The organism is Streptomyces sp. NBC_01006 (assembly GCF_045162725.1).
In the GTDB taxonomy this organism is placed as follows: Bacteria; Actinomycetota; Actinomycetes; order Streptomycetales; family Streptomycetaceae; genus Streptomyces.
In genome coordinates this window covers 4,522,966-4,545,110 of sequence record NZ_CP108700.1, presented here as the reverse complement: position 1 = coordinate 4,545,110, position 22,145 = coordinate 4,522,966, and the positions used below count along the sequence as shown (strand labels likewise).

General features: G+C 71.8%; 18 protein-coding genes. 8 read left to right on the top strand and 10 right to left on the bottom strand.

What is annotated here, in order from left to right; translation table 11 throughout:
- Position 1 precedes the first annotated feature (1 nt).
- Entirely contained in the window at positions 2-1,150 is a 1,149-nt protein-coding gene (locus OG509_RS20785) for a TadA family conjugal transfer-associated ATPase (protein ID WP_385573641.1), read from the bottom strand.
- The gene (gene ssd / locus OG509_RS20780) at positions 1,147-2,334 is read right to left on the bottom strand and encodes a septum site-determining protein Ssd (RefSeq protein ID WP_406183948.1); all 1,188 of its coding nucleotides are present in this window, start codon (positions 2,332-2,334) and stop codon (positions 1,147-1,149) included. Before ssd ends, OG509_RS20785 begins: the two co-directional genes overlap by 4 nt.
- A gap of 527 nt (positions 2,335-2,861) precedes the next feature.
- On the opposite strand from ssd, the gene OG509_RS20775 reads away from it, so the two are divergent.
- Positions 2,862-3,698: an HAD family phosphatase gene (locus OG509_RS20775; RefSeq protein WP_030152694.1), complete on the top strand. Its 837-nt coding sequence runs from the start codon at positions 2,862-2,864 to the stop codon at positions 3,696-3,698.
- Between the two features lie 458 nt (positions 3,699-4,156).
- Here the strand turns inward: OG509_RS20775 and OG509_RS20770 are convergent, their stop codons facing one another.
- Positions 4,157-4,978 (bottom strand): oxidoreductase, encoded by an 822-nt coding sequence (locus tag OG509_RS20770; RefSeq protein WP_406183947.1) that lies wholly within the window; start codon positions 4,976-4,978, stop codon positions 4,157-4,159.
- Between the two features lie 109 nt (positions 4,979-5,087).
- Between OG509_RS20770 and OG509_RS20765 the strand changes: the two genes are divergently transcribed.
- Entirely contained in the window at positions 5,088-6,152 is a 1,065-nt protein-coding gene (locus OG509_RS20765) for an ATP-binding protein (protein WP_406183946.1), read from the top strand.
- Here OG509_RS20765 and OG509_RS20760 read toward each other — a convergent pair.
- A complete protein-coding gene (locus OG509_RS20760) occupies positions 6,106-7,413 on the bottom strand; it encodes a hypothetical protein (RefSeq protein WP_406183944.1) in 1,308 nt (435 codons plus the stop codon). The genes OG509_RS20765 and OG509_RS20760 overlap by 47 nt on opposite strands.
- 232 nt (positions 7,414-7,645) lie before the next feature.
- On the opposite strand from OG509_RS20760, the gene OG509_RS20755 reads away from it, so the two are divergent.
- The 5 genes from OG509_RS20755 (at position 7,646) to OG509_RS20735 (ending at position 15,489) form a co-directional block, all read left to right on the top strand.
- The gene (locus OG509_RS20755; RefSeq protein WP_406183943.1) at positions 7,646-10,129 is read left to right on the top strand and encodes a SulP family inorganic anion transporter; all 2,484 of its coding nucleotides are present in this window, start codon (positions 7,646-7,648) and stop codon (positions 10,127-10,129) included.
- A gap of 212 nt (positions 10,130-10,341) precedes the next feature.
- Positions 10,342-12,339: an acetate--CoA ligase gene (gene acs / locus OG509_RS20750; protein WP_385573655.1), complete on the top strand. Its 1,998-nt coding sequence runs from the start codon at positions 10,342-10,344 to the stop codon at positions 12,337-12,339.
- Positions 12,340-12,524: 185 nt separating this feature from the next.
- Positions 12,525-13,988 (top strand): Na+/H+ antiporter NhaA, encoded by a 1,464-nt coding sequence (gene nhaA / locus OG509_RS20745; protein WP_406183941.1) that lies wholly within the window; start codon positions 12,525-12,527, stop codon positions 13,986-13,988.
- An 86-nt stretch (positions 13,989-14,074) separates the two neighbouring features.
- Complete coding sequence (locus OG509_RS20740) at positions 14,075-14,533, top strand: phage holin family protein (RefSeq protein WP_406183940.1); 459 nt, start codon at positions 14,075-14,077, stop codon at positions 14,531-14,533.
- Entirely contained in the window at positions 14,530-15,489 is a 960-nt protein-coding gene (locus OG509_RS20735) for an alpha/beta fold hydrolase (protein ID WP_406183939.1), read from the top strand. Before OG509_RS20740 ends, OG509_RS20735 begins: the two co-directional genes overlap by 4 nt.
- A gap of 402 nt (positions 15,490-15,891) precedes the next feature.
- On the opposite strand, the gene OG509_RS20730 is transcribed toward OG509_RS20735, so the two are convergent.
- From OG509_RS20730 to nth, 3 genes are all read right to left on the bottom strand, one after another.
- Positions 15,892-17,094 (bottom strand): MarP family serine protease, encoded by a 1,203-nt coding sequence (locus OG509_RS20730; RefSeq protein WP_406183937.1) that lies wholly within the window; start codon positions 17,092-17,094, stop codon positions 15,892-15,894.
- A gap of 13 nt (positions 17,095-17,107) precedes the next feature.
- Complete coding sequence (locus OG509_RS20725; protein ID WP_406183935.1) at positions 17,108-17,872, bottom strand: NUDIX hydrolase; 765 nt, start codon at positions 17,870-17,872, stop codon at positions 17,108-17,110.
- A 145-nt stretch (positions 17,873-18,017) separates the two neighbouring features.
- Positions 18,018-18,839 carry an endonuclease III gene (gene nth / locus OG509_RS20720; RefSeq protein ID WP_406187638.1) on the bottom strand — a complete coding sequence of 274 codons (822 nt, stop codon included), beginning with the start codon at positions 18,837-18,839 and terminating at the stop codon, positions 18,018-18,020.
- A gap of 358 nt (positions 18,840-19,197) precedes the next feature.
- Here nth and OG509_RS20715 point away from each other — a divergent pair, with 358 nt between their 5' ends.
- A complete protein-coding gene (locus tag OG509_RS20715) occupies positions 19,198-19,872 on the top strand; it encodes a Crp/Fnr family transcriptional regulator (RefSeq protein ID WP_003981529.1) in 675 nt (224 codons plus the stop codon).
- A 101-nt stretch (positions 19,873-19,973) separates the two neighbouring features.
- Here OG509_RS20715 and OG509_RS20710 read toward each other — a convergent pair whose 3' ends face one another.
- From OG509_RS20710 to OG509_RS20700, 3 genes are read right to left on the bottom strand one after another with little or no spacing between them, the layout of a single operon-like run.
- Positions 19,974-20,264 carry a hypothetical protein gene (locus OG509_RS20710; protein WP_406183934.1) on the bottom strand — a complete coding sequence of 97 codons (291 nt, stop codon included), beginning with the start codon at positions 20,262-20,264 and terminating at the stop codon, positions 19,974-19,976.
- Positions 20,261-21,106, bottom strand: a complete 846-nt coding sequence (locus OG509_RS20705; protein ID WP_406183933.1) for an MBL fold metallo-hydrolase — start codon at positions 21,104-21,106, stop codon at positions 20,261-20,263. The genes OG509_RS20710 and OG509_RS20705 overlap by 4 nt, the downstream gene beginning before the upstream one ends.
- Positions 21,103-22,002 (bottom strand): NUDIX hydrolase, encoded by a 900-nt coding sequence (locus OG509_RS20700; RefSeq protein WP_406183932.1) that lies wholly within the window; start codon positions 22,000-22,002, stop codon positions 21,103-21,105. The genes OG509_RS20705 and OG509_RS20700 overlap by 4 nt, the downstream gene beginning before the upstream one ends.
- Positions 22,003-22,145: the final 143 nt, after the last annotated feature.

The following is a 22,145-nucleotide window of genomic DNA, read 5'->3' as shown; positions in this document are numbered from 1 at the left end:
TTCACCGCGCACCCCGCAGCAGCGGACGCAGCCGCTCCCAGCCCCGCTCCCGAGCGAAGCCCCGGGCGGACCAGCGCAGCGCCGGTACGGTGACCACCAGCCCGGCGGCGTCCCGTTCCAGCACGTGCACCTCGGCCACCCGGCGCCGCCCGGCCCGGTCCCGGACCAGATGGACCACCAGGGTCAGCGCGGCCGCCAACTGGCTGTGCAGGGCGGCCCGGTCGAGCCCGGCGGAGGTCCCGAGCGCCTCCAGCCGGGCCGGCACGTGCGCGGCGGCATTCGCATGGACCGTGCCGCAGCCGCCTTCGTGACCCGTGTTCAAAGCCGCCAGGAGATCGGCGACTTCCGCGCCCCGGACCTCGCCGACGACCAGCCGGTCCGGGCGCATACGCAGTGCCTGCCGGACCAGATCCGCCAGGGTGACCAGGCCCGCACCCTCCTGGTTCGCCGGCCGGGTCTCCAGCCGCACCACGTGCGGATGGTCGGGGCGCAGCTCGGCCGAATCCTCGGCCAGGACGATCCGTTCGCCGGGGCCGACCAGCCCGAGCAGGGCGCTGAGTAGCGTGGTCTTGCCGGTGCCGGTTCCGCCGGAGACGAGGAACGACAGCCGGGCCTCGACCATGTCCCGCAGCAGCCGCTGCCCGCCGGGCGGCAGCGTGCCCGCCTCGACCAGCTCGTCCAGCGTGAACGCCCTCGGCCGCACCACGCGCAGCGACAGGCAGGCCGAGCCGACCGCCACCGGCGGCAGCACGGCATGCAGCCGGGTGCCGTCGGGCATCCGGGCGTCCGCCCAGGGCCGGGCGTCGTCCAGGCGCCGGCCCGCGACGGCGGCCAGCCGCTGGGCGAGCCTGCGCACGGCATCGGCGTCGGCGAAGGTCACCCCGGTCAGCTCCAGCCCGCCACCGCGGTCCACCCACACCCGGTCCGGGGCGGCCACCAGGACATCGGTGACCTCCGGGTCGGCGAGCAGCGCTTCCAGCGGGCCGGCGCCGACCAGCTCGGACCGCAACTCGGCGGCCACGCCGAGCACTTCCGCGTCCCCGAGCAGGCGGCCCTGCGCCCGCAGGGCCGCCGCCACCCGGGCCGGGGTCGGCTCCGCCCCGCTCTCGGCGAGCCGCTGCCGCACCGCGTCCAGGAGTACGGCGCTCATGCCGCCACCCCCTGGGCGGGGCCGAGCGCCCGCCGCCAGAAGCCGTCGCAGAAGCGGGCCAGCGCGCCCCGCCCCTGCCCGCCCGGCGGTTCCCCCTCGGCGACCCGCCCCGGGAGCCCCACCTCGACCGGCACCTCCCCGGCGAGCGGCACCCCCAGCAGCCCGGCCACCGCCTCGGCGTCGAGCCCGCCCGGGCAGCGGCCCCGTACGACCACGCGGACGTCCCGGGCCACCATCCGCACGCCGGCCGCGACCCGGCCCGCGGCGGCCACCGCCCGCAACTCGCCCGGCACCACCATCAGCACCAGGTCCAGCTGGGCCAGTGCCTCGGCCACGGCTTCGTCCACCCGCCGGGGCAGGTCGACGACCACCACCCCGCCCCGGCGGCGCGCGGCGGCCAGCACCGAGCGCATCGCCGCGGGCGGCACCACCACCCGGTCCCCGCGGTCCCAGCTGAGCACCCGTAGCGCGTGCAGCTCCGGCAGGGACTCCTCCAGCGCGCCGGCGCCCACCCGGCCCCGCGAGCCCGCGAAGTCCGGCCAGCGCAGCCCCTCGGCGCTCTCTCCGCCGAGCAGTACGTCCATACCGCCGCCGAGCGGGTCCCCGTCGATGAGGATGGTCCGCTCCCCGGCGCGGGCTGCCCGGAGGGCCAGTGCGCACGCGAGGGTGGAGGCTCCGGCCCCGCCGCTGCCGCCGATCACCCCGACGGCGAGGGCGGGTTTCCCGGCCCCTTCCACCACATCGGCGATGCGGTCGACGAGCCGGCTCTCGGCGTCGGGTAGCCGGAGCACCTCCTCGGCGCCGATCTCCACCGCCCGCTGCCAGACGAGGGGGTCGTCCAGGTCCCGGCCGACGAGCAGCACCCCGCCCCGGCGCGGGGCGCCGCGCACCCGGCGGGCGGCGTCATCCCCGACGAGCACGAGCGGCGCGGACTCCCACCCGACGCCCCCATCCGCTTCCAGGGCGGCCCCGGAACCGCTTTCGCCCCTCCCGCCGCCTGCGACGCCACCGCCTCCGCTTTGCTCGGGCACCGCATGGTGCACATGCGGCTCGGCGCCCGCGGCCGCGCAGAGCCGCAGCAGATCGTCGAGCAGCAGCGGGTCCTCGGTGATGATCAGCGGCCGCCCGCCACCGGGCACAGCCCCGCCCAGGGCGCCCAATGGCCTGATTCCGCCTGCTTCCACGCGCTCCGGCACTTCACACGACTTCGATCCAGCCACGATCTCCGCCCCCTTCTCACTGCAAATCCCAGCACCGCGGACTTCGCGGCTGGAATCACCGTGGGGCCATCCGGAAAAAGACGTGGATCTTGCTCGAAAACTGTGGACAACAGGAGCCCTGTGAATAACTCCATCACCCCAACAGGTGAGTTCAGAGCGCGGCGGAACCACTACACAGAGTCACGAGTCTGAAGAGGTGAGGGCCTTCGCCACGCAGGGTCCACCGAGGAAGGAGGGCTGCAGGAATGGTCACTTGGGGCCGAAGGCAGGGACGCAAACCGCGTCCGGACATGCGACGACCCCCGCCGGGGGGGAGAGCGGGGGTCGTCCCCACGGTCCGACTCGGGGGGGGAGGAGCCAGACCGGGTTAGCACGGTCGCGAACGATCCGTGACTTCCATGGTGTACCCGAGAGCCTTCTCAGGCAAACCCACGCGCCACACCTTACGCCGAATGGTGGGCGCATATGCTCGGGGCGTGGAAATCCAGCCCTTGCCGCACTCGTCGCCCCGCACCGCAGCCTTCTTCGACCTGGACAAGACGGTCATTGCGAAGTCAAGCACTCTGACGTTCAGCAAGTCCTTCTACCAGGGCGGCCTCATCAACCGCCGAGCCGTGCTGCGCACCGCCTACACCCAGTTCATCTACCTGGTCGGCGGCGCCGACCACGATCAGATGGAGCGGATGCGTGAGTACCTGTCCTCCCTCTGCAAGGGGTGGAACGTCCAGCAGGTGCGGGAGATCGTCGCCGAGACCCTGCACGACCTGATCGACCCGCTGATCTACGACGAGGCCGCCTCCCTGATCGAGGCCCACCACACGGCCGGCCGCGACGTGGTGATCGTGTCGACGTCCGGCGCCGAAGTCGTCGAGCCGATCGGCGAGATGCTCGGCGCGGACCGGGTCGTCGCGACGCGCATGGTCATCGGTGAGGACGGCTGCTTCACGGGCGAGATCGGGTACTACGCGTACGGGCCGACCAAGGCCGAGGCGGTGCGGGAGCTCGCGGAGTCCGAGGGGTACGACCTCGCGCGGTGCTACGCGTACAGCGACTCGGTGACGGACATCCCGATGCTGGAGGCGGTCGGGCACCCGCACGCCGTCAACCCCGACCGGGCGTTGCGGCGGGAGGCGGTGGCGCGGGAGTGGCCGGTGCTGGTGTTCAACCGGCCGGTGCGGTTGAAGCAGCGGCTGCCGGGGCTGTCCATGCCGGCGCGGCCGGCGTTGGTGGCCGCGGCGGCGGTGGGGGCGGCTGCCGCCACCGCGGGGCTGGTCTGGTACGCCAGCCGGCGGCGGGCGAGCGCGCTGGCCGCTGCCGCGTCCGCCTGACCCTGACCCGGCATAAGCGCCCGCGAGCCCGCGCCTCGAACTCCGGCGGGGCCGGATACCCCAGTGGGGGCTAAGGAGGTCAGCGGGCGCCCGGCGGGAATCGGCCCTGAGCTGCAGCGATGACCACTGTCCGGTTCGCCCCACGGTGCCCCGGAAAGTAAAAAAAGTAGGTAGGGGTTCCGCTTGTCAGCGAAGCGGAGTACAAAGGAGTCAACGGCCCGCGAGACCAAAGAACATCCGAGAGGATCATCTTTAAAACGCAGTAAGGCCCACGGACCGAAGCATGAACGCCGAGCACCCACGCGACGTCGACCCGTCGATTACGGGCCAGCCGCACCAGGTAACGGGCAAAGCTCCCGGCCTGATGGGCAATCATCGAGGACGCTTGGTAACTGGGCGTAAATGCCAGCGGCGACACCAAAGCTAGACGGTGTCGCCGCAACCCTGTGCAGGGGCGATTACGCCGCGCCCCGCTGCAACGCCTCGCAGACCGCCGTCGACTCGCGGACGCCCAGCTCGATCGCGCGGCCGCAGTGCGCGATCCACGCCGCCATCCCCTCCGCCGTCCCCGAGACGTAGCCCTCGAACGCCGCCAGGTACGCGTCCCGCCCCTGCTCCGCGTGGCCGACCTCCGCCGGGCAGATCGCCTTCGGGTCCAGACCGCTGTTGATCAGCACGATCCGCTCCGCCGCCCGCGCGACCAGCCCGTTGTACGAGCCGAACGGACGCAGCGCCAGCAGCTCGCCGTGCACCACCGCCGACGTGATCAGCGCCGGGGCCGAGCCGCCCGCGATGATCAGCCGGGACAGGCCGTCCAGTCGGCCCGCCACCTCGTCCGCGCTCGGCAGCGGCAGGGTGACGAAGGGTTCGTCCACCGGCTCGCCCGCCAGCCGCGGCCGGCCCACCACGTCACCCTCGGCCGTCGACCCCGACGCCACCAGGTGCAGGCGCGCCAGCACCCGCAGCGGCGACTGGCGCCAGATGCTCAGCAGCTGCCCGGCCTCCGCCGTCAGGCGCAGCGCCGCGCCCACCGTGCGCGCCTCCGCCTCCGCCCCGAAATCGGTGCGGCGGCGCACCTCCTCCAGCGCCCAGTCCGCCCCGGACAGCGCCGCGCTGCCGCGCGCCCCGCGCAGCGCCGCCTCCGAGGTGATCTCCCCGCTGCGCCGGCGCATGACCCGGTGCCCGTAGACCCGGTCCACGGCCTTGCGTACGGAATCCACGGATTCGGCGACGCCCGGGAGCGAACCCAGGGCGACCAGCGGGTCAGAAGCGCTACTCATAAGTAGGGAGCCTACGCACTCGACGTCCATAGCACCGCCCCCTCCTTGGAGTGGTCTTCTTCACTTGGCGACACCACGCACAGCGACCTGACCGCTACTCTTGGTGAACATGAAGATCGCTTTCGTGGGAAAGGGCGGCAGCGGCAAGACGACCCTGTCCTCCCTCTTCATCCGCCACCTCGCAGCCAATGAAGCCCCTGTCGTCGCGGTGGACGCCGACATCAACCAGCACCTGGGCGCCGCGCTCGGACTCGGCGAGGACGAGGCCGCCGCGCTGCCCGCCCTGGGCGCGCACCTGCCCCTGATCAAGGAGTACCTGCGGGGCTCCAATCCGCGCATCGCCTCCGCCGACACGATGATCAAGACCACCCCGCCCGGCGCCGGATCGCGCCTGCTGCGGGTCACCGAGGACAACCCGGTGTACGAGGCCTGCGCGCGCACGCTGATGTTCGACGGGGAGCCCGTGCGACTGATGGCCACCGGCCCGTTCACCGAGTCGGACCTCGGGGTCGCCTGCTACCACTCCAAGGTCGGCGCGGTGGAGCTCTGCCTCAACCACCTGGTCGACGGCCCGGACGAGTACGTCGTCGTCGACATGACCGCGGGCTCCGACTCCTTCGCCTCGGGCATGTTCACCCGTTTCGACATGACCTTCCTGGTCGCGGAGCCGACCCGCAAGGGCATCTCCGTGTACCGCCAGTACAAGGACTACGCGCGGGACTTCGGGGTCGCCCTCAAGGTCATCGGCAACAAGGTGCAGGGCACGGACGACATCGAGTTCCTCCAGGACGAGGTCGGGGAGGACCTGCTCGTCACCGTCGGGCACTCCGACTGGGTACGGGCGATGGAGAAGGGCCGCCCGGCGGCGTTCGAGCTGCTCGAAGCGAGCAACCGGCTCGCCCTCCAGGCCCTCCAGGACGCGGCCGAGGACTCGTACGCCGACCGCGACTGGGAGCGGTACACCGCGCAGATGGTCCACTTCCACCTGCGGAACGCGGAGAGCTGGGGGAACGCCAAGACCGGGGCCGACCTGGCTGCCCAGGTCGACCCCGATTTCGTCCTGCGGGAGAGCGTCGGCGGCGGGCCGGCGGTCCAGGACCTCGACGGGCCGGCCGGCCCCGACCTCGTCAGTCCTCGCTCGAACCCTCTTCGGCCGGCTCCGCAGCCGGCTTGACCGCGGGGGCGGCCGGCTCGGCCGGCGGCCCCGCCGTCAGGAACTTCGTCCAGCCCTCCTTGGGCGCCTCGCCGACGTCGAGGCCGCGCATCCACTCCAGGACCTTCGGGTCCTGGGCGTCCAGCCAGTCGACCAGCTCGCGGAACGGCACGCAGCGGACGTCCTTCTGCGTGCACATCGACTCGATGGAGTCCTCGACGGCCTTCATGTACGTGCCGCCGTTCCAGGACTCGAAGTGGTTGCCGATGATCAGCGGCGCGCGGTTGCCCGAGTGGACCCGGTCGAAGGCCTGCTGGAGGCCCTCGCGCATCTGCTCGCCCCAGTACGCGTGCTGCGAGGGGTCGCCCTGCGTGGTCGTACCGGACTGGTTGACCAGGTAGTTGTAGTCCATGCTCAGCGTGTCGAAGGCACGGCCCGGCATGGGTACCAGCTGGAGCGGGAGGTCCCAGAGCCCGTCCGTCTTCTTCGGCCAGATCTGCTTGCTGATGCCGCTGGAGTCGTAGCGGAAGCCCATGTCCTTGGCCGCCAGCATGAAGTTCTTCTGGCCTTCGAGGCAGGGGGTGCGGGCGCCGATGAGCTCCTTCTCGTAGTCGAACGGGAGCGGCTCCATGCCCTTGAGGTCCGGCGTGTTCGTCTTCCAGCTCTTGACGAACGACTTGGCCTGGTTGATCTCGCTCTTCCACTCCGGGACGGACCAGGTGCCGACGCCGCCGTCGGGGCCACAGAAGTGGCCGTTGAAGTGGGTGCCGATCTCGTTGCCCTCCAGCCAGGCCCCGCGGACCTGCGCGGCCGTGTCCTTGACGCCCTGGAGATCGCCGAAGCCGATGTCGGAGCGGCCGGACTCGTGCTGCGGGGCCGTATAGAGGGAACGTTTCTCCTCGGGAAGCATGTACACGCCGCTGAGGAAGTACGTCATCCGGGCGTTGTACTTCTTTCCGACCTCGCGGAAGTGCGAGAAGAGCTTCTGGCTGTCCTCGCCGGCCCCGTCCCACGAGAACACCACGAACTGCGGCGGCTTCTCGCCGGGCTTCAGCTTCTCCGGCTTCCGCACGTTCGGCTGCGCACCCGTGTACGCCGTCGAACCGTCGCCGATGAGCCGGTTCACGCTCCCGGGCGCGGCTTCGGGGGCCGCCGCGCCCTTCTTGCCGTTCGGGCTCCCGGGGGACGGCTTGGCGGGTCCCGAGGTGCTGCACCCGGCGACGCCCAGCACCAGCGCCGTGGCGACCAGGCCGCCGGCGATCTTCTTCGTGGCGGCGATCATCCGTCCACCTCTCCTCGCAGTTCCATCGCGGGTCTTCCGCGCCGCAACGTCCCATGCGGTCCGCCGTGAAGATGATGTGACAAGCCGTACAAAATGATTAATCACCCCTGGGGGCTAATTTCTAGACCATTTGCTCCTATTTCCTATCGCGATCCTTTACTCTCCATTACCTTTCATTTACTGAGTGTTGAGACTCCCGCCGCTTCATCCCTCCGCAGAGGAGACGGGACCTATGACAGCCACCTCCCCCACGCCCCACGGCGGCCCACGCAAGGGGCACCGCGCCGATCTCCATGCCGACCTCTCCGCCTCCCTGACCGTCTTCCTGATCGCCCTGCCGCTCTCCCTCGGCATCGCGCTCGCCACCGGCGCCCCGCTCCAGGCGGGCCTGGTGGCCGCGGCCGTCGGCGGGATCGTGGCCGGGCGCCTCGGCGGCACCCCCCTCCTGGTGAGCGGACCCGCGACCGGACTGACGGTCGTCACCGCCGAGTTGATCCAGCACTACGGATGGCGCACGACCTGCGCCATCACCGTGCTCGCCGGCTGCTGCCAGCTCGGGCTCGCCGCGCTGCGCACCGCCCGCTCGGCACTCATGGTCAGCCCGGCCATCGTCCACGGCATGCTCGCGGGCGTCGGCGTCACGATCGCGCTGGCCCAGCTGCACATCGTCCTCGGCGGCACCCCGCAGAGCTCCGCCCTCGCCAACGTCCTGGGCCTTCCGGACCAGTTGGCGCAGCTGCATCCGGCCGCGCTCGGCGTCAGCGCCCTGACCCTGGTCGTCCTGCTCGGCTGGCCGCGGCTGCCCGGGCGGATCGGGCTCGCGCTGCGCAAGGTGCCGGCCGCGCTGGCCGCCGTGGCCACGGCCACGGCGTTCGCCGCGCTGACCGGGCTGACCCTGCCCCGGGTGGACCTGCCGTCCTGGCGCAGCCACGCCCTGCCCGAGCTGCCCGAGGGTCCCGTCCTCGGCATCATCGCGGCCGTCCTGACGGTCACCCTGGTCGGCAGTGTGGAATCCCTGCTGTCCGCGGTCGCCACCGACAAGCTGATCGCCTCGCAGCGGCGTACGGGCAACCGCCCGTCGCGCGCCGACCTCGACCGGGAACTGCGCGGACAGGGCGCGGCGAACGTCGTCTCCGGACTGCTGGGCGGGCTGCCCGTCGCGGGCGGGGCCGTCCGGAGCGTGGCCAACGTCAGGTCCGGGGCCGTCAGCCGCCGGTCGGTCATGCTGCACGGGCTCTGGATCCTGCTCGCGGCCGCCCTTCTCGTCCCGGTCCTCGACCTGATCCCGCTCGCCGCGCTGGCCGCCCTGGTGATGGCGCTGGGCGTGCAAATGGTCAGCGCCACGCATCTGCGTACGGTCACCCGGCACCGCGAGATCGCGGTGTACGTGACGACGATCGCGGCAGTGGTGCTCGGCGGGGTGCTGGAGGGGGTCGCCATCGGCATCGCGGTGGCCGTCGCGATCGCCCTGCACCGGCTGGCCCGGACCCGGATCACGGTGGAGGTGCTGGACGGGGTCCACCGGGTGTGGGCGCGCGGGCAGTTGACCTTCCTCGCGGTGCCGCGGCTGAGCCGGGTGCTGAACCAGATCCCGACGGGCGGGCGGGTGGTGGTGGAGCTGGACGGCTCGTTCATGGACCACGCGGCGTACGAGACGCTCCAGGACTGGCAGCACGCCCACCTGGTGCACGGGGGCTCGCTGGAGGTCACCGGCCGCTCCACCACCCGGATGACCGGGGCGGACCGCGCCAACCGGACCTACCTGGCGCACCAGGCGCACCAGGGACACCGGGCCGACCGCGTGGAGCAGCGCTCCCACCGCGGGAGCCATCGCGGCGGGCACCAGTGCTGCCGCCCCTGGACCCCGTGGATGAACCACTGCGACCACCGGCCGGCGGCCGAGCGTACGATCCCCGGCGCGGCCGCGGCTCCCGACGCGCTGGAGGTCATGGAGGCGGCGGCCCCGACCCCGGCCCCGCGCCGCCGCGGCGCCGGCCAACTGGCCAGCGGCATCAGCGCCTTCCAGCGGGACACCGCGCCGCACGTCCGCGAGGAACTGGCCCGGCTGGCCCGGGAGGGGCAGCGGCCCTCGCAGCTCTTCCTGACCTGCGCGGACTCCCGCCTGGTCACCAGCATGATCACGGCCAGCGGCCCCGGCGACCTGTTCACGGTCCGCAACGTCGGCAATCTGGTCCCCCTGCCGGGCGCCGAAGCCACGGACGACTCGGTCGCGGCGGCCATCGAGTACGCGGTGGACGTGCTCAAGGTGGACAGCATCACGGTGTGCGGGCACTCGGGCTGCGGGGCCATGCAGGCGCTGCTGAACTCCACGCCCGGGGCCCCGATGACCCCGCTGCGCCGGTGGCTGCGGCACGGGCTGCCCAGCCTGGAGCGGATGGCCAGCCGCCACCACGCCTGGGCCCGGATCGCGGGCCGGCTCCCGGCGGATGCCGTGGAGCAGCTGTGCCTGACCAATGTGGTGCAGCAGCTGGAGCACCTGCGGGCGCACGAGTCGGTGGCCCGGCGGCTCGCGGAGGGCACGCTGGAGCTGCACGGGATGTACTTCCACGTGGGCGAGGCCCAGGCGTACCTGCTGTCGGAGGGCGAGGACTTCTTCGACTGCCGGGTCTTCGACAGCGTGGGGCACCAGGCCGGACAGCACGCCGAAGAGCATGCCGGACACCACACCGCGCAGCACGTCGGGCAGCACGCCTGAAAGATGACCGGATGATGACCGAATCGCCGTGCCCGGCAGATCCGGATCATGGATACAAACGAACCGGTACCCTCCGGTATCCGTGTCACAGAGTGGCCCCTTCCCGCACCCTGCAGCGGGAAGGGGCCACTCTGCACGTCCGCCCGGCCGTGATATAGGTCTAAACCAATTTTCGGCTACCCCTTGTCACCAGGGCCGCTGACTGATGAGCTATGCCCGGGGACACAACGGACACCCTGGGAAAGGGAGATGTCGTGAGCAACGAAAGCCTGGCCAACCTGTTGAAGGAGGAGCGTCGATTCGCTCCTCCCGCCGACCTGGCCGCCGCCGCCAATGTGACCGGGGCTGCGTACGCACAGGCCGACGCGGACCGGCTGGGCTTCTGGGCCGAGCAGGCACGGCGGCTGACCTGGGACACCGAGCCGACCGAGACGCTCGACTGGACCAACCCGCCCTTCGCCAAGTGGTTCGCGGACGGCAAGCTGAACGTCGCGTACAACTGCGTGGACCGGCACGTCGAGGCCGGCAACGGCGACCGCGTCGCCATCCACTTCGAGGGCGAGCCCGGCGACAGCCGGGCGATCACCTACGCCGAGCTCAAGGACGAGGTCTCCAAGGCCGCCAACGCCCTGACCGAGCTCGGCGTCCAGGCCGGCGACCGGGTCGCGGTCTACCTGCCGATGATCCCCGAGGCCGTCGTCGCGATGCTCGCGTGCGCCCGCGTCGGCGCCGCGCACTCGGTGGTCTTCGGCGGCTTCTCCGCCGACGCCGTGGCCTCCCGCATCCAGGACGCCGACGCCAAGCTGGTCATCACCGCCGACGGAGGCTACCGCCGCGGCAAGCCCAGCGCCCTCAAGCCCGCCATCGACGAGGCCGTCGCCAAGTGCCCGCAGGTCGAGCACGTGCTCGTCGTACGGCGCACCGGCCAGGACACCGCGTTCACCGAGGGCCGCGACGTCTGGTGGGACGAGATCGTAGGACGCCAGTCCGCCGAGCACACCCCGCAGGCCTTCGACGCCGAGCACCCGCTGTTCATCCTGTACACCTCGGGGACCACGGGTAAGCCCAAGGGCATCCTGCACACCTCCGGCGGCTACCTCACGCAGGCCGCGTACACCCACCACGCCGTCTTCGACCTCAAGCCGGAGAGCGACGTCTACTGGTGCACCGCCGACATCGGCTGGGTGACCGGGCACTCGTACATCGTCTACGGTCCGCTCGCCAACGGCGCCACGCAGGTGATGTACGAGGGCACGCCGGACACCCCGCACCAGGGCCGGTTCTGGGAGGTCGTGCAGAAGTACGGCGTCACCATCCTCTACACCGCGCCCACGGCGATCCGTACGTTCATGAAGTGGGGCGACGACATCCCCGCGAAGTTCGACCTGTCGAGCCTGCGCGTGCTGGGCTCGGTCGGCGAGCCGATCAACCCCGAGGCCTGGATCTGGTACCGCAAGCACATCGGCGGTGACCGCTGCCCGATCGTGGACACCTGGTGGCAGACCGAGACCGGCGCCATGATGATCTCCCCGCTGCCCGGCGTGACCGAGGCCAAGCCGGGCTCGGCGCAGCGCGCGCTGCCCGGCATCGGCGCCACGGTCGTGGACGACGAGGGCCACGAGGTGCCGAACGGCGGTGGCGGCTACCTGGTCCTCACCGAGCCGTGGCCGTCGATGCTGCGCACCATCTGGGGCGACGACCAGCGGTTCATCGACACGTACTGGTCCCGCTTCGAGGGCAAGTACTTCGCGGGCGACGGCGCCAAGAAGGACGAGGACGGCGACATCTGGCTGCTCGGCCGGGTGGACGACGTGATGCTGGTTTCCGGCCACAACATCTCGACCACCGAGGTGGAGTCGGCGCTCGTCTCGCACCCGTCGGTCGCCGAGGCGGCCGTGGTCGGCGCCAAGGACGAGACCACCGGGCAGGCGATCGTGGCCTTCGTGATCCTGCGCGGCAGCGCCTCGGAGACCGACACCCTGGTCGGCGAGCTGCGCAACCACGTGGGCGCCACGCTGGGCCCGATCGCCAAGCCGAAGCGGATCGTTCCCGTCCAGGAGCTGCCCAAGACCCGCTCGGGCAAGATCATGCGGCGCCTGCTGCGCGATGTCGCCGAGGACCGCGCGGTCGGTGACGTCACGACGCTGGCCGATTCCTCGGTCATGGACCTGATCCAGAGCAAGCTGCCGTCCGCCTCCAGCGAGGACTAGGCGCGAACTGCAGCGACTGAGTACTGAGTGACGAGGGGCATCCGGCGCGTCGCGCCGGATGCCCCTTTCGCACATAAAGTGAAGATCGCCGGATACGTCCTTGCGCAACCCTGTAAAGTATTAGAAGCGTAAAAATGCAAGTCCACAGGGTGCGCCGGGAAGTCTGGTCGGCAACGAGTTCCGCCATGCCGTCCAACCACCCGGAGGTGCCCCCCGTGGCCGCGCCCAGCCCCACCGACCGCCACAGCCGCAAGTTCCTCGGCAGGCTCTCCCTGCCCGAACGGCGCTTCGTGGCCGACGCCCTGCGCGCCGAGACCGTCGGCGGCGTGCTTCTGCTCGTGGCCGCCATCGCCGCCCTGCTGTGGGCGAACATCCCCGCCCTCTCCGACAGCTACGCCGAGGTCAGCGACTTCCACATCGGCCCCGCCGCCCTCGGACTGGACCTCTCGCTCCAGCACTGGGCGGCCGACGGGCTGCTGGCCATCTTCTTCTTCGTCGCCGGCATCGAGCTCAAGCGCGAGCTCGTCGCGGGCGATCTGCGCGACCCCAAGGCGGCCGCCCTCCCGGTGATCGCCGCCGTCTGCGGCATGGCCGTGCCCGCGCTGGTCTACGTACTGGTCAACACCGCCGGCGGCGGCTCGATGGACGGCTGGGCGGTCCCCACCGCCACCGACATCGCCTTCGCCCTGGCCGTCCTGGCCGTCATCGGCACCTCGCTGCCGTCCGCCCTGCGCGCCTTCCTGCTGACCCTCGCCGTCGTCGACGACCTCTTCGCCATCATGATCATCGCGGTGTTCTTCACCAGCGAGATCGACTTCCTGGCCCTCGGCGGCGCGGTCCTCGGCCTGGTCGTCTTCTGGTTCCTGCTCCACAAGGGCGTCCGCGGCTGGTACGTCTACGTTCCGCTCGCCCTGGTCATCTGGGGCCTGATGTACAACAGCGGCGTCCACGCCACCATCGCCGGCGTGGCCATGGGCCTGATGCTCCGCTGCTCCCGCAAGGAGGGCGAGGACACCTCCCCCGGCGAGCACATCGAGCACCTCGTCCGGCCCATTTCCGCCGGCCTGGCCGTCCCGCTCTTCGCGCTGTTCTCCGCCGGCGTCTCGCTCTCCGACGACTCCATCGCCCAGGTCTTCACCCGGCCCGAGACCCTCGGCGTCGTCCTCGGCCTGGTCGTCGGCAAGGCCGTGGGCATCTTCGGCGGCACCTGGCTGGCCGCCCGCTTCACTCGCGCCTCGCTCAACGAGGACTTGGCCTGGCCCGACGTACTCGCCGTGGCCTCGCTCGCCGGCATCGGCTTCACCGTCTCGCTCCTCATCGGCGAACTCGCCTTCACCGGCGACCAGACCCTCACCGACGAGGTGAAGGCCGCCGTCCTGTTCGGCTCCCTCATCGCCGCCGTCGTCGCGAGCGTCATGCTCAAGCTCCGCAACCGCAAGTACCAGGCCCTCACCGAGGACGAGGAGCGCGACGAGGACCTCGACGGCATCCCGGACATCTACGAGCAGGACAAGCCGGAGTACCACCTGCGGATGGCGAAGATCTACGAGGCGAAGGCCGCGGAACACCGCCGCAAGGCCGAGACGGCCACGGCCGCCGCGCTCGAAGCGGCCACCGGGTCCAGCGCCGAGCGCGACCGTCCGGCATGATCTGAACTGACGCCGTGACGGGCGAAGGACAGCCGCCGCGCAGAGCGTCGACAGCAGACGACGGCAGAAGACAGAGGGAGAGAGCGATGAGCGCAGTGGACCAAGGGGCGCAAGGAGCCGAGCGCACACTCGGCCAGCTGGTCGCCTCGGCCACCGCCGAGATGTCCGCCCTGGTGCACGACGAGATCGCCCTCGCCAAGGCGGAGATCCGCGAGGACGTCAAGCGCGTGGGCGTCGGCGGCAGCGCCATCGGGATCGCAGGGGTGTTCGCCCTGTTCTCGCTGCCCGTGCTGAGCTTCGCCGCGGCGTACGGGATCCACAACCTCGGGCTCGGGCTGGCCTGGTCGTTCCTCATCGTCGGCGTGGCGTTCCTGCTGCTCGCGGGCCTGCTGGCGCTGATCGCCGTATCGAAGTTCAAGAAGGTCAAGCCGCCGGAGAAGACCATCGCCTCGGTCAAGCAGACCGCGGCGGTCGTCGCGACCGTCAAGCCGCATCCGCGGTCGGTGAGTGACCAGGCCGTGGGTGTGGCACGCTCGTCCTCATGACAGCGCCCTCACCGGACTCCAGCACTCCGCCCACCGCCGCGACGGCGGTCAGGATCGACGTGCCGGGCGGGCGAGCGGTGACCCACCGGGACGTCGCGGCCAACGGGGCCCGGTTCCACGTCGCCGAGATGGGCGACGGGCCGATGGTGCTGCTGCTGCACGGCTTCCCGCAGTTCTGGTGGACGTGGCGGCACCAGCTGACCGCGCTCGCCGACGCCGGGTACCGGGCGGTCGCGATGGACCTGCGCGGGGTGGGCGGCAGCGACCGCACCCCGCGCGGCTACGACCCGGCGAACCTGGCGCTCGACATCACCGGGGTCGTACGGTCCCTCGGCGAGCCCGACGCCGCCCTCGTGGGACACGACCTCGGCGGCTACCTCGCCTGGACCGCCGCCGTGATGCGGCCCAAGCTGGTGCGCCGGCTCGTGGTCTCCTCGATGCCGCACCCGCGGCGCTGGCGCTCGGCGATGCTCTCCGACTTCGGCCAGACCCGGGCCGGTTCGCACATCTGGGGCTTCCAGCGGCCGTTCATCCCGGAGCGCCAGCTCGTCGCCGACGACGGGGCGCTCGTGGCCGAGCTGATCCGGGACTGGTCCGGGCCGCTGCCGCCCGCGGTCGAGGACCTCGACGTGTACCGGCGCGCGATGTGCATCCCGTCCACCGCTCACTGCTCGATCGAGCCGTACCGCTGGATGATGCGGTCGATGGCCCGGCCGGACGGGCTCCAGTTCAACCGCCGTATGAAGCGGCCGGTGCGCGTGCCGACGCTGCACCTGCACGGATCGCTCGACCCGGTGATGCGCACCCGGAGCTCGGCCGGCTCCGGGGAGTACGTCGAAGCCCCTTACCGATGGCGGCTGTTCGACGGCCTCGGGCACTTCCCGCACGAGGAGGATCCGGTGGCCTTCTCGACCGAGCTGGTGAACTGGCTGAAGGACCCCGAGCCGGACCGCTGACCCGACGGGGCCTCAGCCGGCCGGCCGACCGGCTGACCAACCGTCAGTGCGACTGTCCGACGAACATTCAATTGCCCGGCGCATAGGCCAATTGGCCGCCCCGGACGGGGTTACCGACCTTGGGGCCCGGGCACAGCTCGTTGTATGGGCTGGACGCACGACTACGGTGACACCGCACGCGAACGCCGCCCGGCAGCGACGCCGGGCACGCACGGGAGGACGGGCCGGGACGGCCACGACCCCCGACTCGGGATTCCACGCATCCTGCGCCGCCGGGCCCGCTGGGTCTCGGCGCGCCTGCGGCATCCACGGACGTAGCCGCAGCCGCGCCCCGTCCCGTACGGGCCCACCCGGACGCGTACGGGCCCACCGGATCCGTACGGATCAGCGGGCCCGTACGGATCAGAGGGCGCAGCCCTGGCTGTCGACCCGCCGGTCGGAGGCCTTCCCGATCCGGATGTCGTCGCGGACCTCGTCCGCCGTCAGCGCGTACCCGGTGTTCGGATCGTCGAGCGACTTCGCGAAGACGACCCCGTACACCTTGCCGTCGGGCGTCAGCAGCGGACCGCCGGAGTTGCCCTGGCGGACGGTCGCGTACAGCGAGTAGACATCGCGCCGGACGGTGCCGCGGTGGTAGATGTCCGGGCCGTTGGCGTTGATCCGGCCGCGGACGCGCGCCGCGCGGACGTCGTACGCGCCGTTCTCCGGGAAGCCGGCGACGATCGCGTCGCTGCCGCTCGCCGCGTCCTTGTCGGTGAACTCCAGCGCGGGCGCCTTCAGCTTGGGCACGTCCAGGACGGCGATGTCGCGCTCCCAGTCGTAGAGCACGACCTTGCCGTCGTAGAGCTTGCCCTCGCCGCCGATCTGCACGGTCGGCTCGCCGACCCCGCCGACGACATGCGCGTTGGTCATGACCTTGCCGGGCGCGAAGACGAATCCGGTGCCCTCCAGGACCTTGCTGCAACTCGGCGCGGTACCGACGACCTTCACTATCGAGCGCTTCGCCGCCTCGGCGACGGGGCTGCGGGCGAGCGCCGGGTCGGGCGCCTTCACCTCGGTGATCGGCTCGTTCGAGAACGGGCTGAAGACCTGCGGGAAGCCGCTGCGCGCGAGGGTGGAGCTGAAGTCCGAGAACCAGGTGTTGGCCTGCGCGGGCAGCACCCGCGAGACGCCGAGCAGCACCTTGGAATTGCGGACTTCCTTGCCCAGGGTGGGAAGTGACGTCCCGGCGAGGGCCGAGCCGATCAGCCACGCCACCAGCAGCATCGCGACGACGTTGACCAGCGCCCCGCCGGTCGCGTCGAGCGCGCGCGCCGGCGACCACGTGATGTGGCGGCGCAGACGGTTGCCCAGATGGGTGGTGAAGGCCTGCCCGATCGAGGCACAGACGATGATCACGACGACGGCGATCACCACGACCGTGGTGGACACCTGGGTGCCGTTGTCGGTCACCCGGTCCCAGACCAGCGGGAGCAGGGACACGGCGATGAGACCACCGCCGAGGAAGCCGATCACCGACAGGATGCCGACGACGAACCCCTGGCGGTAGCCGACGATCGCGAACCACACGGCGGCGACCAGCAACAGGATGTCCAGCACGTTCACGAGGGTCACCGTCTCATGCGCGCCAGTCGAGCGGGACCTGCCTCGAACGGTCCCAGGGGCGCTCCCACCCCGCGAAATGCAGCAGCCGGTCGATCACTCCGGCGGTAAAACCCCAGACCAGAGCCGATTCGACGGTGAAAGCGGGGCCCAAGTGGCCACTCGGATGGACGGCCATGACCCGATGATCGGGATCCGTGAGATCGGCCACGGGAACCGTGAAGACGCGGGCGGTCTCGGCCGGATCCACGGCGCCGACGGGGCTGGGATCGCGCCACCAGCCGAGGACCGGGGTCACGACGAACTCGCTGACCGGGATGTACAGGCGCGGCAGCACGCCGAAGAGCTGGACGCCTGAGGGGTCGAGCCCGGTCTCCTCCTCGGCCTCGCGCAGGGCGGCGCGCAGCGGGCCGGTGGTGTGCGGATCGCCGTCTTCCGAGTCGAGTGCGCCGCCGGGGAAGGAGGGCTGGCCGGCGTGCGAGCGCAGCGTCCCGGCGCGCTCCATGAGCAGCAGCTCGGGGCCGCGGGGGCCCTCGCCGAAGAGGATCAGCACGGCGGACTGGCGCCCGCCGCCGTCCTCGGGCGGCAGGAACCGGCTGAGCTGGGTCGGCCGGACCGTCGCCGCGGCCTCGATGACGGGATCGAGCCACCCGGGCAGGCCCTGGGTGCTCACGTGCGGAGCGACGGCGCCCCGGTCCTCGTACGGGGCCCGCGGCTTGCCCTGCTGCGGCGGCGCGGCCGCCTGGGCCACACCGCTCTCGTCCCGCGCTCCGCGCGTCATAGGCACCCCTGCTCCCTGCCGTCGCCGACACCGTTGCCGTCCCGATACGGGGACAACGCAGCCCCGGGCCGGATTCGTTCCTCCGCGGGCCGCCGTGCGGCGGCCCGCGGCCGTGCTCCGTTCAGTTCCGCTCCGTGTCGCGTGCTCAGAAGGCGGTCGAGGTGGTGGAGGCGGTCGAGGCTGTCGAGCCGGTGGAGCCCGTCGCGTCCGCCGAGGCCGCCCCGCCGGCGCCCAGCGGCGGCGCCGGGAGACCCGGATAGTCGGGCGGCGGGCTCAGCCGCTGGCCGGGCTGGCCGCCCTTCTCGTACTTGAGCAGCTTCTTCGCCTTCTCCGGGTCCGTCTCGCCCTCCCCGTACGCCGGGCACAGCGGGGCGATCGGGCAGGCGCCGCAGGCGGGCTTGCGGGAGTGGCAGATCCGGCGGCCGTGGAAGACCACGCGGTGCGAGAGCATCGTCCACTCGCTCTTCGGGAAGATCGCGCAGATCTCCGCCTCGACCTTCTCCGGGTCTTCCTGCTCGGTCCACTTCCAGCGGCGCACCAGCCGGCCGAAGTGGGTGTCCACGGTGATCCCCGGGACACCGAACGCATTGCCGAGCACCACGTTGGCCGTCTTGCGGCCGACACCCGGCAGCGTCACCAGGTCCTCGATCCGGCCCGGCACCTCCCCGCCGAAGTCGTCCCGCAGGGCCTGGGAGAGGCCGAGGAGGGAGCGCGCCTTCGCCCGGAAGAACCCGGTCGGCCGGATGATCTCCTCCAGATCCTCGGGCACGGCCGCGGCCATGTCCTCGGGGGTCGGGTAGGCGGCGAACAAGGCCGGGGTCGTCTGGTTCACGCGCAGGTCGGTGGTCTGCGCGGAGAGGACCGTGGCGACCAGCAGCTCGAAGGGATTCCGGAAATCGAGCTCGGGGTGGGCGTACGGATAGATCTCGGCCAGCTCGCGGTTGATGCGGCGGGCCCGGCGCACCATCGCCAGATGCGATTCCGGTTTCTTGGCCGAACCTTTGCCCTGGGGGCTCGGCAGGGCCGTCCGGCGCTTCCCGGGCGTCTTCTCGGGGGCTTGTTCGCCCACAGCTGAATTAGGTCCGCCCGTCACTCCTGCGGACCCCTTGGCCTGTGCTCTCACCGGCTTGTTGGACACCCGGCCAGCCTAAGGCCGGGCGCTGACACCCGCCTGGACCTCAGGTAACACCACTCTGATTGGCCTCTCACCGCACAGCACACGCGTACGTCCGGCATCCTTGGTAGTGATTGATCGCACTGTTTGAGCCGTCCGGCAAAATGGGGGACCAGGTCCCCCTGAGCTGGTCGACATAGGAGAGAGACTCGTGGACGACGTTCTGCGGCGCGCCCCGCTCTTCGCGGCGCTCGATGATGAGCAGGCCGCGGAGCTCCGCGCCTCCATGGGCGAGGTGACCCTCGCACGCGGTGACGCCCTGTTCCACGAGGGCGACCCCGGTGACCGGCTGTATGTCGTGACCGAGGGCAAGGTGAAGCTCCACCGCACCTCCCCCGACGGCCGCGAGAACATGCTGGCCGTCCTCGGCCCCGGCGAGCTGATCGGCGAGCTGTCGCTGTTCGACCCCGGCCCGCGTACCGCCACCGCCACCGCCCTGACCGAGGTCAAGCTGCTCGGCCTGGGCCACGGCGACCTCCAGCCCTGGCTCAACGCCCGGCCCGAGGTCGCGACCGCGCTGCTGCGCGCGGTGGCACGGCGCCTGCGCAAGACCAACGACCAGATGTCCGACCTGGTCTTCTCCGACGTCCCGGGCCGCGTCGCCCGCGCCCTCCTGGACCTGTCGCGCCGCTTCGGCGTGCAGTCCGAGGAAGGCATCCACGTCGTGCACGACCTGACTCAGGAAGAGCTGGCCCAGCTGGTCGGCGCCTCCCGCGAGACGGTCAACAAGGCCCTCGCGGACTTCGCGGGCCGCGGCTGGCTCCGCCTGGAGGCCCGCGCCGTGATCCTGCTGGACGTGGAGCGGCTGGCGAAGCGGTCCCGCTGACCGCGGTCCGGATGTGCGTGGAGGGGTCCTGCCCGGTCGGGCGGGGCCCCTCTGTCGTCTCCGGACGGCCGTCTGCGGGTGACCGTCCCCTCGTGCGGCGCTCAGACGTCCGTCAGGGCCTCGACCGCCTGCTTCGCCTCCAGCAGGCCGGCCCCGGTGATCCGCCGGTAGACACGGATGGCCTCGACCTCACGCCCGTCGCGCACGAGCGCCCGTACCTCGTCCAGCCCGGCCGGCTCCGGCTCCTCGATGCCGAAGTGGTCCAGGACCAGGCCGAGGCGCCGCTCCAGGCGCTCCGAGCGCCGCTCCAAGGCCTTCATGCGCAGGGTCACCGTCGAGGTGATCCACGATGCCGTGGCGATCAGCGCGAGCAGCAGGAACAGCGTGGTCATTCGGGGCCCCCCGGGATCAGTCCGTGATCTTGAAGGTACTCCAGCTGCGCCCGTACGGACCATTCCGCGGCCGGCCACAGCGAGCGGTCCACGTCCGCGTAGACGTGTGCGACGACCGCCTCGGGGGTCGCGTACCCGTCCTCCACGGCGGTCTCGATCTGGGCGAGCCGGTGCGCGCGGTGGGCCAGGTAGTACTCCACCGCGCCCTGGGCGTCGTCCAGGACCGGCCCGTGGCCCGGGAGCACCGTGTGCACGCCGTCGTCGACCGTCAGCGAACGCAGCCGGCGCAGCGAGTCCAGGTAGTCGCCGAGGCGCCCGTCCGGATGGGCCACGACGGTGGTGCCGCGGCCGAGGATCGTGTCGCCGGTCAGGACGGCGCGGTCGGCGGGCAAATGGAAACAGAGCGAGTCGGCGGTGTGCCCGGGGGTCGGGACCACGCGCAGCTCCAGGCCGCCGGTCCGGATCACGTCCCCGGCGCCGAGCCCCTCGTCGCCGAGGCGCAGGGCGGGGTCCAGCGCGCGGACCTTGGTACCGGTGAGCTCGGCGAACCGGCCCGCGCCCTCGGCGTGGTCGGGGTGGCCGTGGGTGAGGAGGGTCAGCGCGATCCGCTTGCCGGCCTGTTCGGCCCTCTCCACGACGGCGCGCAGGTGGGCCTCGTCCAGGGGGCCGGGATCGATGACGACGGCTTCCGCGGAATCGGGCTCCGAGACGAGCCAGGTGTTGGTGCCGTCCAGGGTCATCGCGGAGGCGTTGGGGGCCAGGATGTTGACCGCGCGGGCGGTGGCGGGCCCTGAGGTAACGATTCCTCTGGGCTGTCCGGGCAGAGCGGCCGCATTCGTCACGGGGTGCCTCCGGGGCGGACGTGCTTGGTGAACTCGTCGTGGCCGGGCCAGCTGAGCACCAGCTCGCCGTCCTCCAGCGTGGCCTGGGCCAGTACGGGGGTCAGGTCCTGGTCGGCGGCCGCGGCGAGGGCGCCGGCGGCGCTCCCGTACGGCTCCAGCGAGCGCAGCGTGGAGATGGTGGGCGGCATCATCAGCAGCTCGCCCTTGTCGTAGCCGGCCGCGGCTTCCGCCGGGCGGATCCAGACGGTCCGGTCGGCCTCGGTGGAGGCGTTGCGGGTGCGCTGGCCCTCCGGGAGGGCGGCCACGAAGAACCAGGTGTCGTAGCGGCGGGGCTCGAACTCCGGGGTGATCCAGCGGGCCCACGCGCCGAGCAGGTCGGAGCGCAGCAACAGGCCGCGGCGGTCGAGGAACTCGGCGAAGCTGAGCTCCCGGGCGACGAGGGCCACGCGGTCGGCCTCCCAGTCGTCGCCGGTGGTGTCGCCGACGACGGTGTCGGGGGACTCGCCCGCCAGCAGGACGCCGGCCTCCTCGAAGGTCTCGCGGACGGCGCCGCAGACGATCGCCTGGGCGGTGCGGGGGTCGGTGTCGAGGCGTACGGCCCAGTCGTCCTGGCTCGGGCCGGCCCAGCCGACGAGGTGGTCCTCGTCGCGGGGGTCGACCCCGCCGCCGGGGTAGGCGTACGCGCCGCCGGCGAAGGCCATGGAGGCCTTGCGGCGCAGCATGTGCACGGCGGGTCCGGCGGGGGTGTCGCGGAGCAGCATGACGGTGGCGGCGCGGCGGGGTTCCACCGGGACGAGCGAACCGTCCATGAGCGCGCGGATGCGGTCGGGCCACTCCGGCGGGTACCACTGGCCTCCGGCGGGGGGCTGCTGCTGACCGTTCTGACCATTCGGCATGACGGGATGCTACGGGTATCCGGCCCGATGTTCGAGAGCCCCCCGGAGCGGCGGGCCGGGTCGCCCGGACCCGACCCCCGAACGCCTGACGGGCGGGAAGAGGCGGAACGGGAACGGCCCCGGCGGAACGGGAACGGCCCCGG

Excerpts from the sequence above, each read along its gene's own strand:
- OG509_RS20785 (WP_385573641.1), bottom strand. The coding sequence starts at position 1,150 with ATGAGCGCCGTACTCCTGGACGCGGTGCGGCAGCGGCTCGCCGAGAGC.
- OG509_RS20770 (WP_406183947.1), bottom strand. The coding sequence starts at position 4,978 with ATGAGTAGCGCTTCTGACCCGCTGGTCGCCCTGGGTTCGCTCCCGGGC.
- OG509_RS20765 (WP_406183946.1), top strand. The coding sequence starts at position 5,088 with ATGAAGATCGCTTTCGTGGGAAAGGGCGGCAGCGGCAAGACGACCCTG.
- OG509_RS20760 (WP_406183944.1), bottom strand. The coding sequence starts at position 7,413 with ATGATCGCCGCCACGAAGAAGATCGCCGGCGGCCTGGTCGCCACGGCG.
- OG509_RS20755 (WP_406183943.1), top strand. The coding sequence starts at position 7,646 with ATGACAGCCACCTCCCCCACGCCCCACGGCGGCCCACGCAAGGGGCAC.
- acs (WP_385573655.1), top strand. The coding sequence starts at position 10,342 with ATGCCCGGGGACACAACGGACACCCTGGGAAAGGGAGATGTCGTGAGC.
- nhaA (WP_406183941.1), top strand. The coding sequence starts at position 12,525 with ATGCCGTCCAACCACCCGGAGGTGCCCCCCGTGGCCGCGCCCAGCCCC.
- OG509_RS20740 (WP_406183940.1), top strand. The coding sequence starts at position 14,075 with ATGAGCGCAGTGGACCAAGGGGCGCAAGGAGCCGAGCGCACACTCGGC.
- OG509_RS20735 (WP_406183939.1), top strand. The coding sequence starts at position 14,530 with ATGACAGCGCCCTCACCGGACTCCAGCACTCCGCCCACCGCCGCGACG.
- OG509_RS20725 (WP_406183935.1), bottom strand. The coding sequence starts at position 17,872 with ATGACGCGCGGAGCGCGGGACGAGAGCGGTGTGGCCCAGGCGGCCGCG.
- nth (WP_406187638.1), bottom strand. The coding sequence starts at position 18,839 with ATGGTGCGCCGGGCCCGCCGCATCAACCGCGAGCTGGCCGAGATCTAT.
- OG509_RS20710 (WP_406183934.1), bottom strand. The coding sequence starts at position 20,264 with ATGACCACGCTGTTCCTGCTGCTCGCGCTGATCGCCACGGCATCGTGG.
- OG509_RS20700 (WP_406183932.1), bottom strand. The coding sequence starts at position 22,002 with ATGCCGAATGGTCAGAACGGTCAGCAGCAGCCCCCCGCCGGAGGCCAG.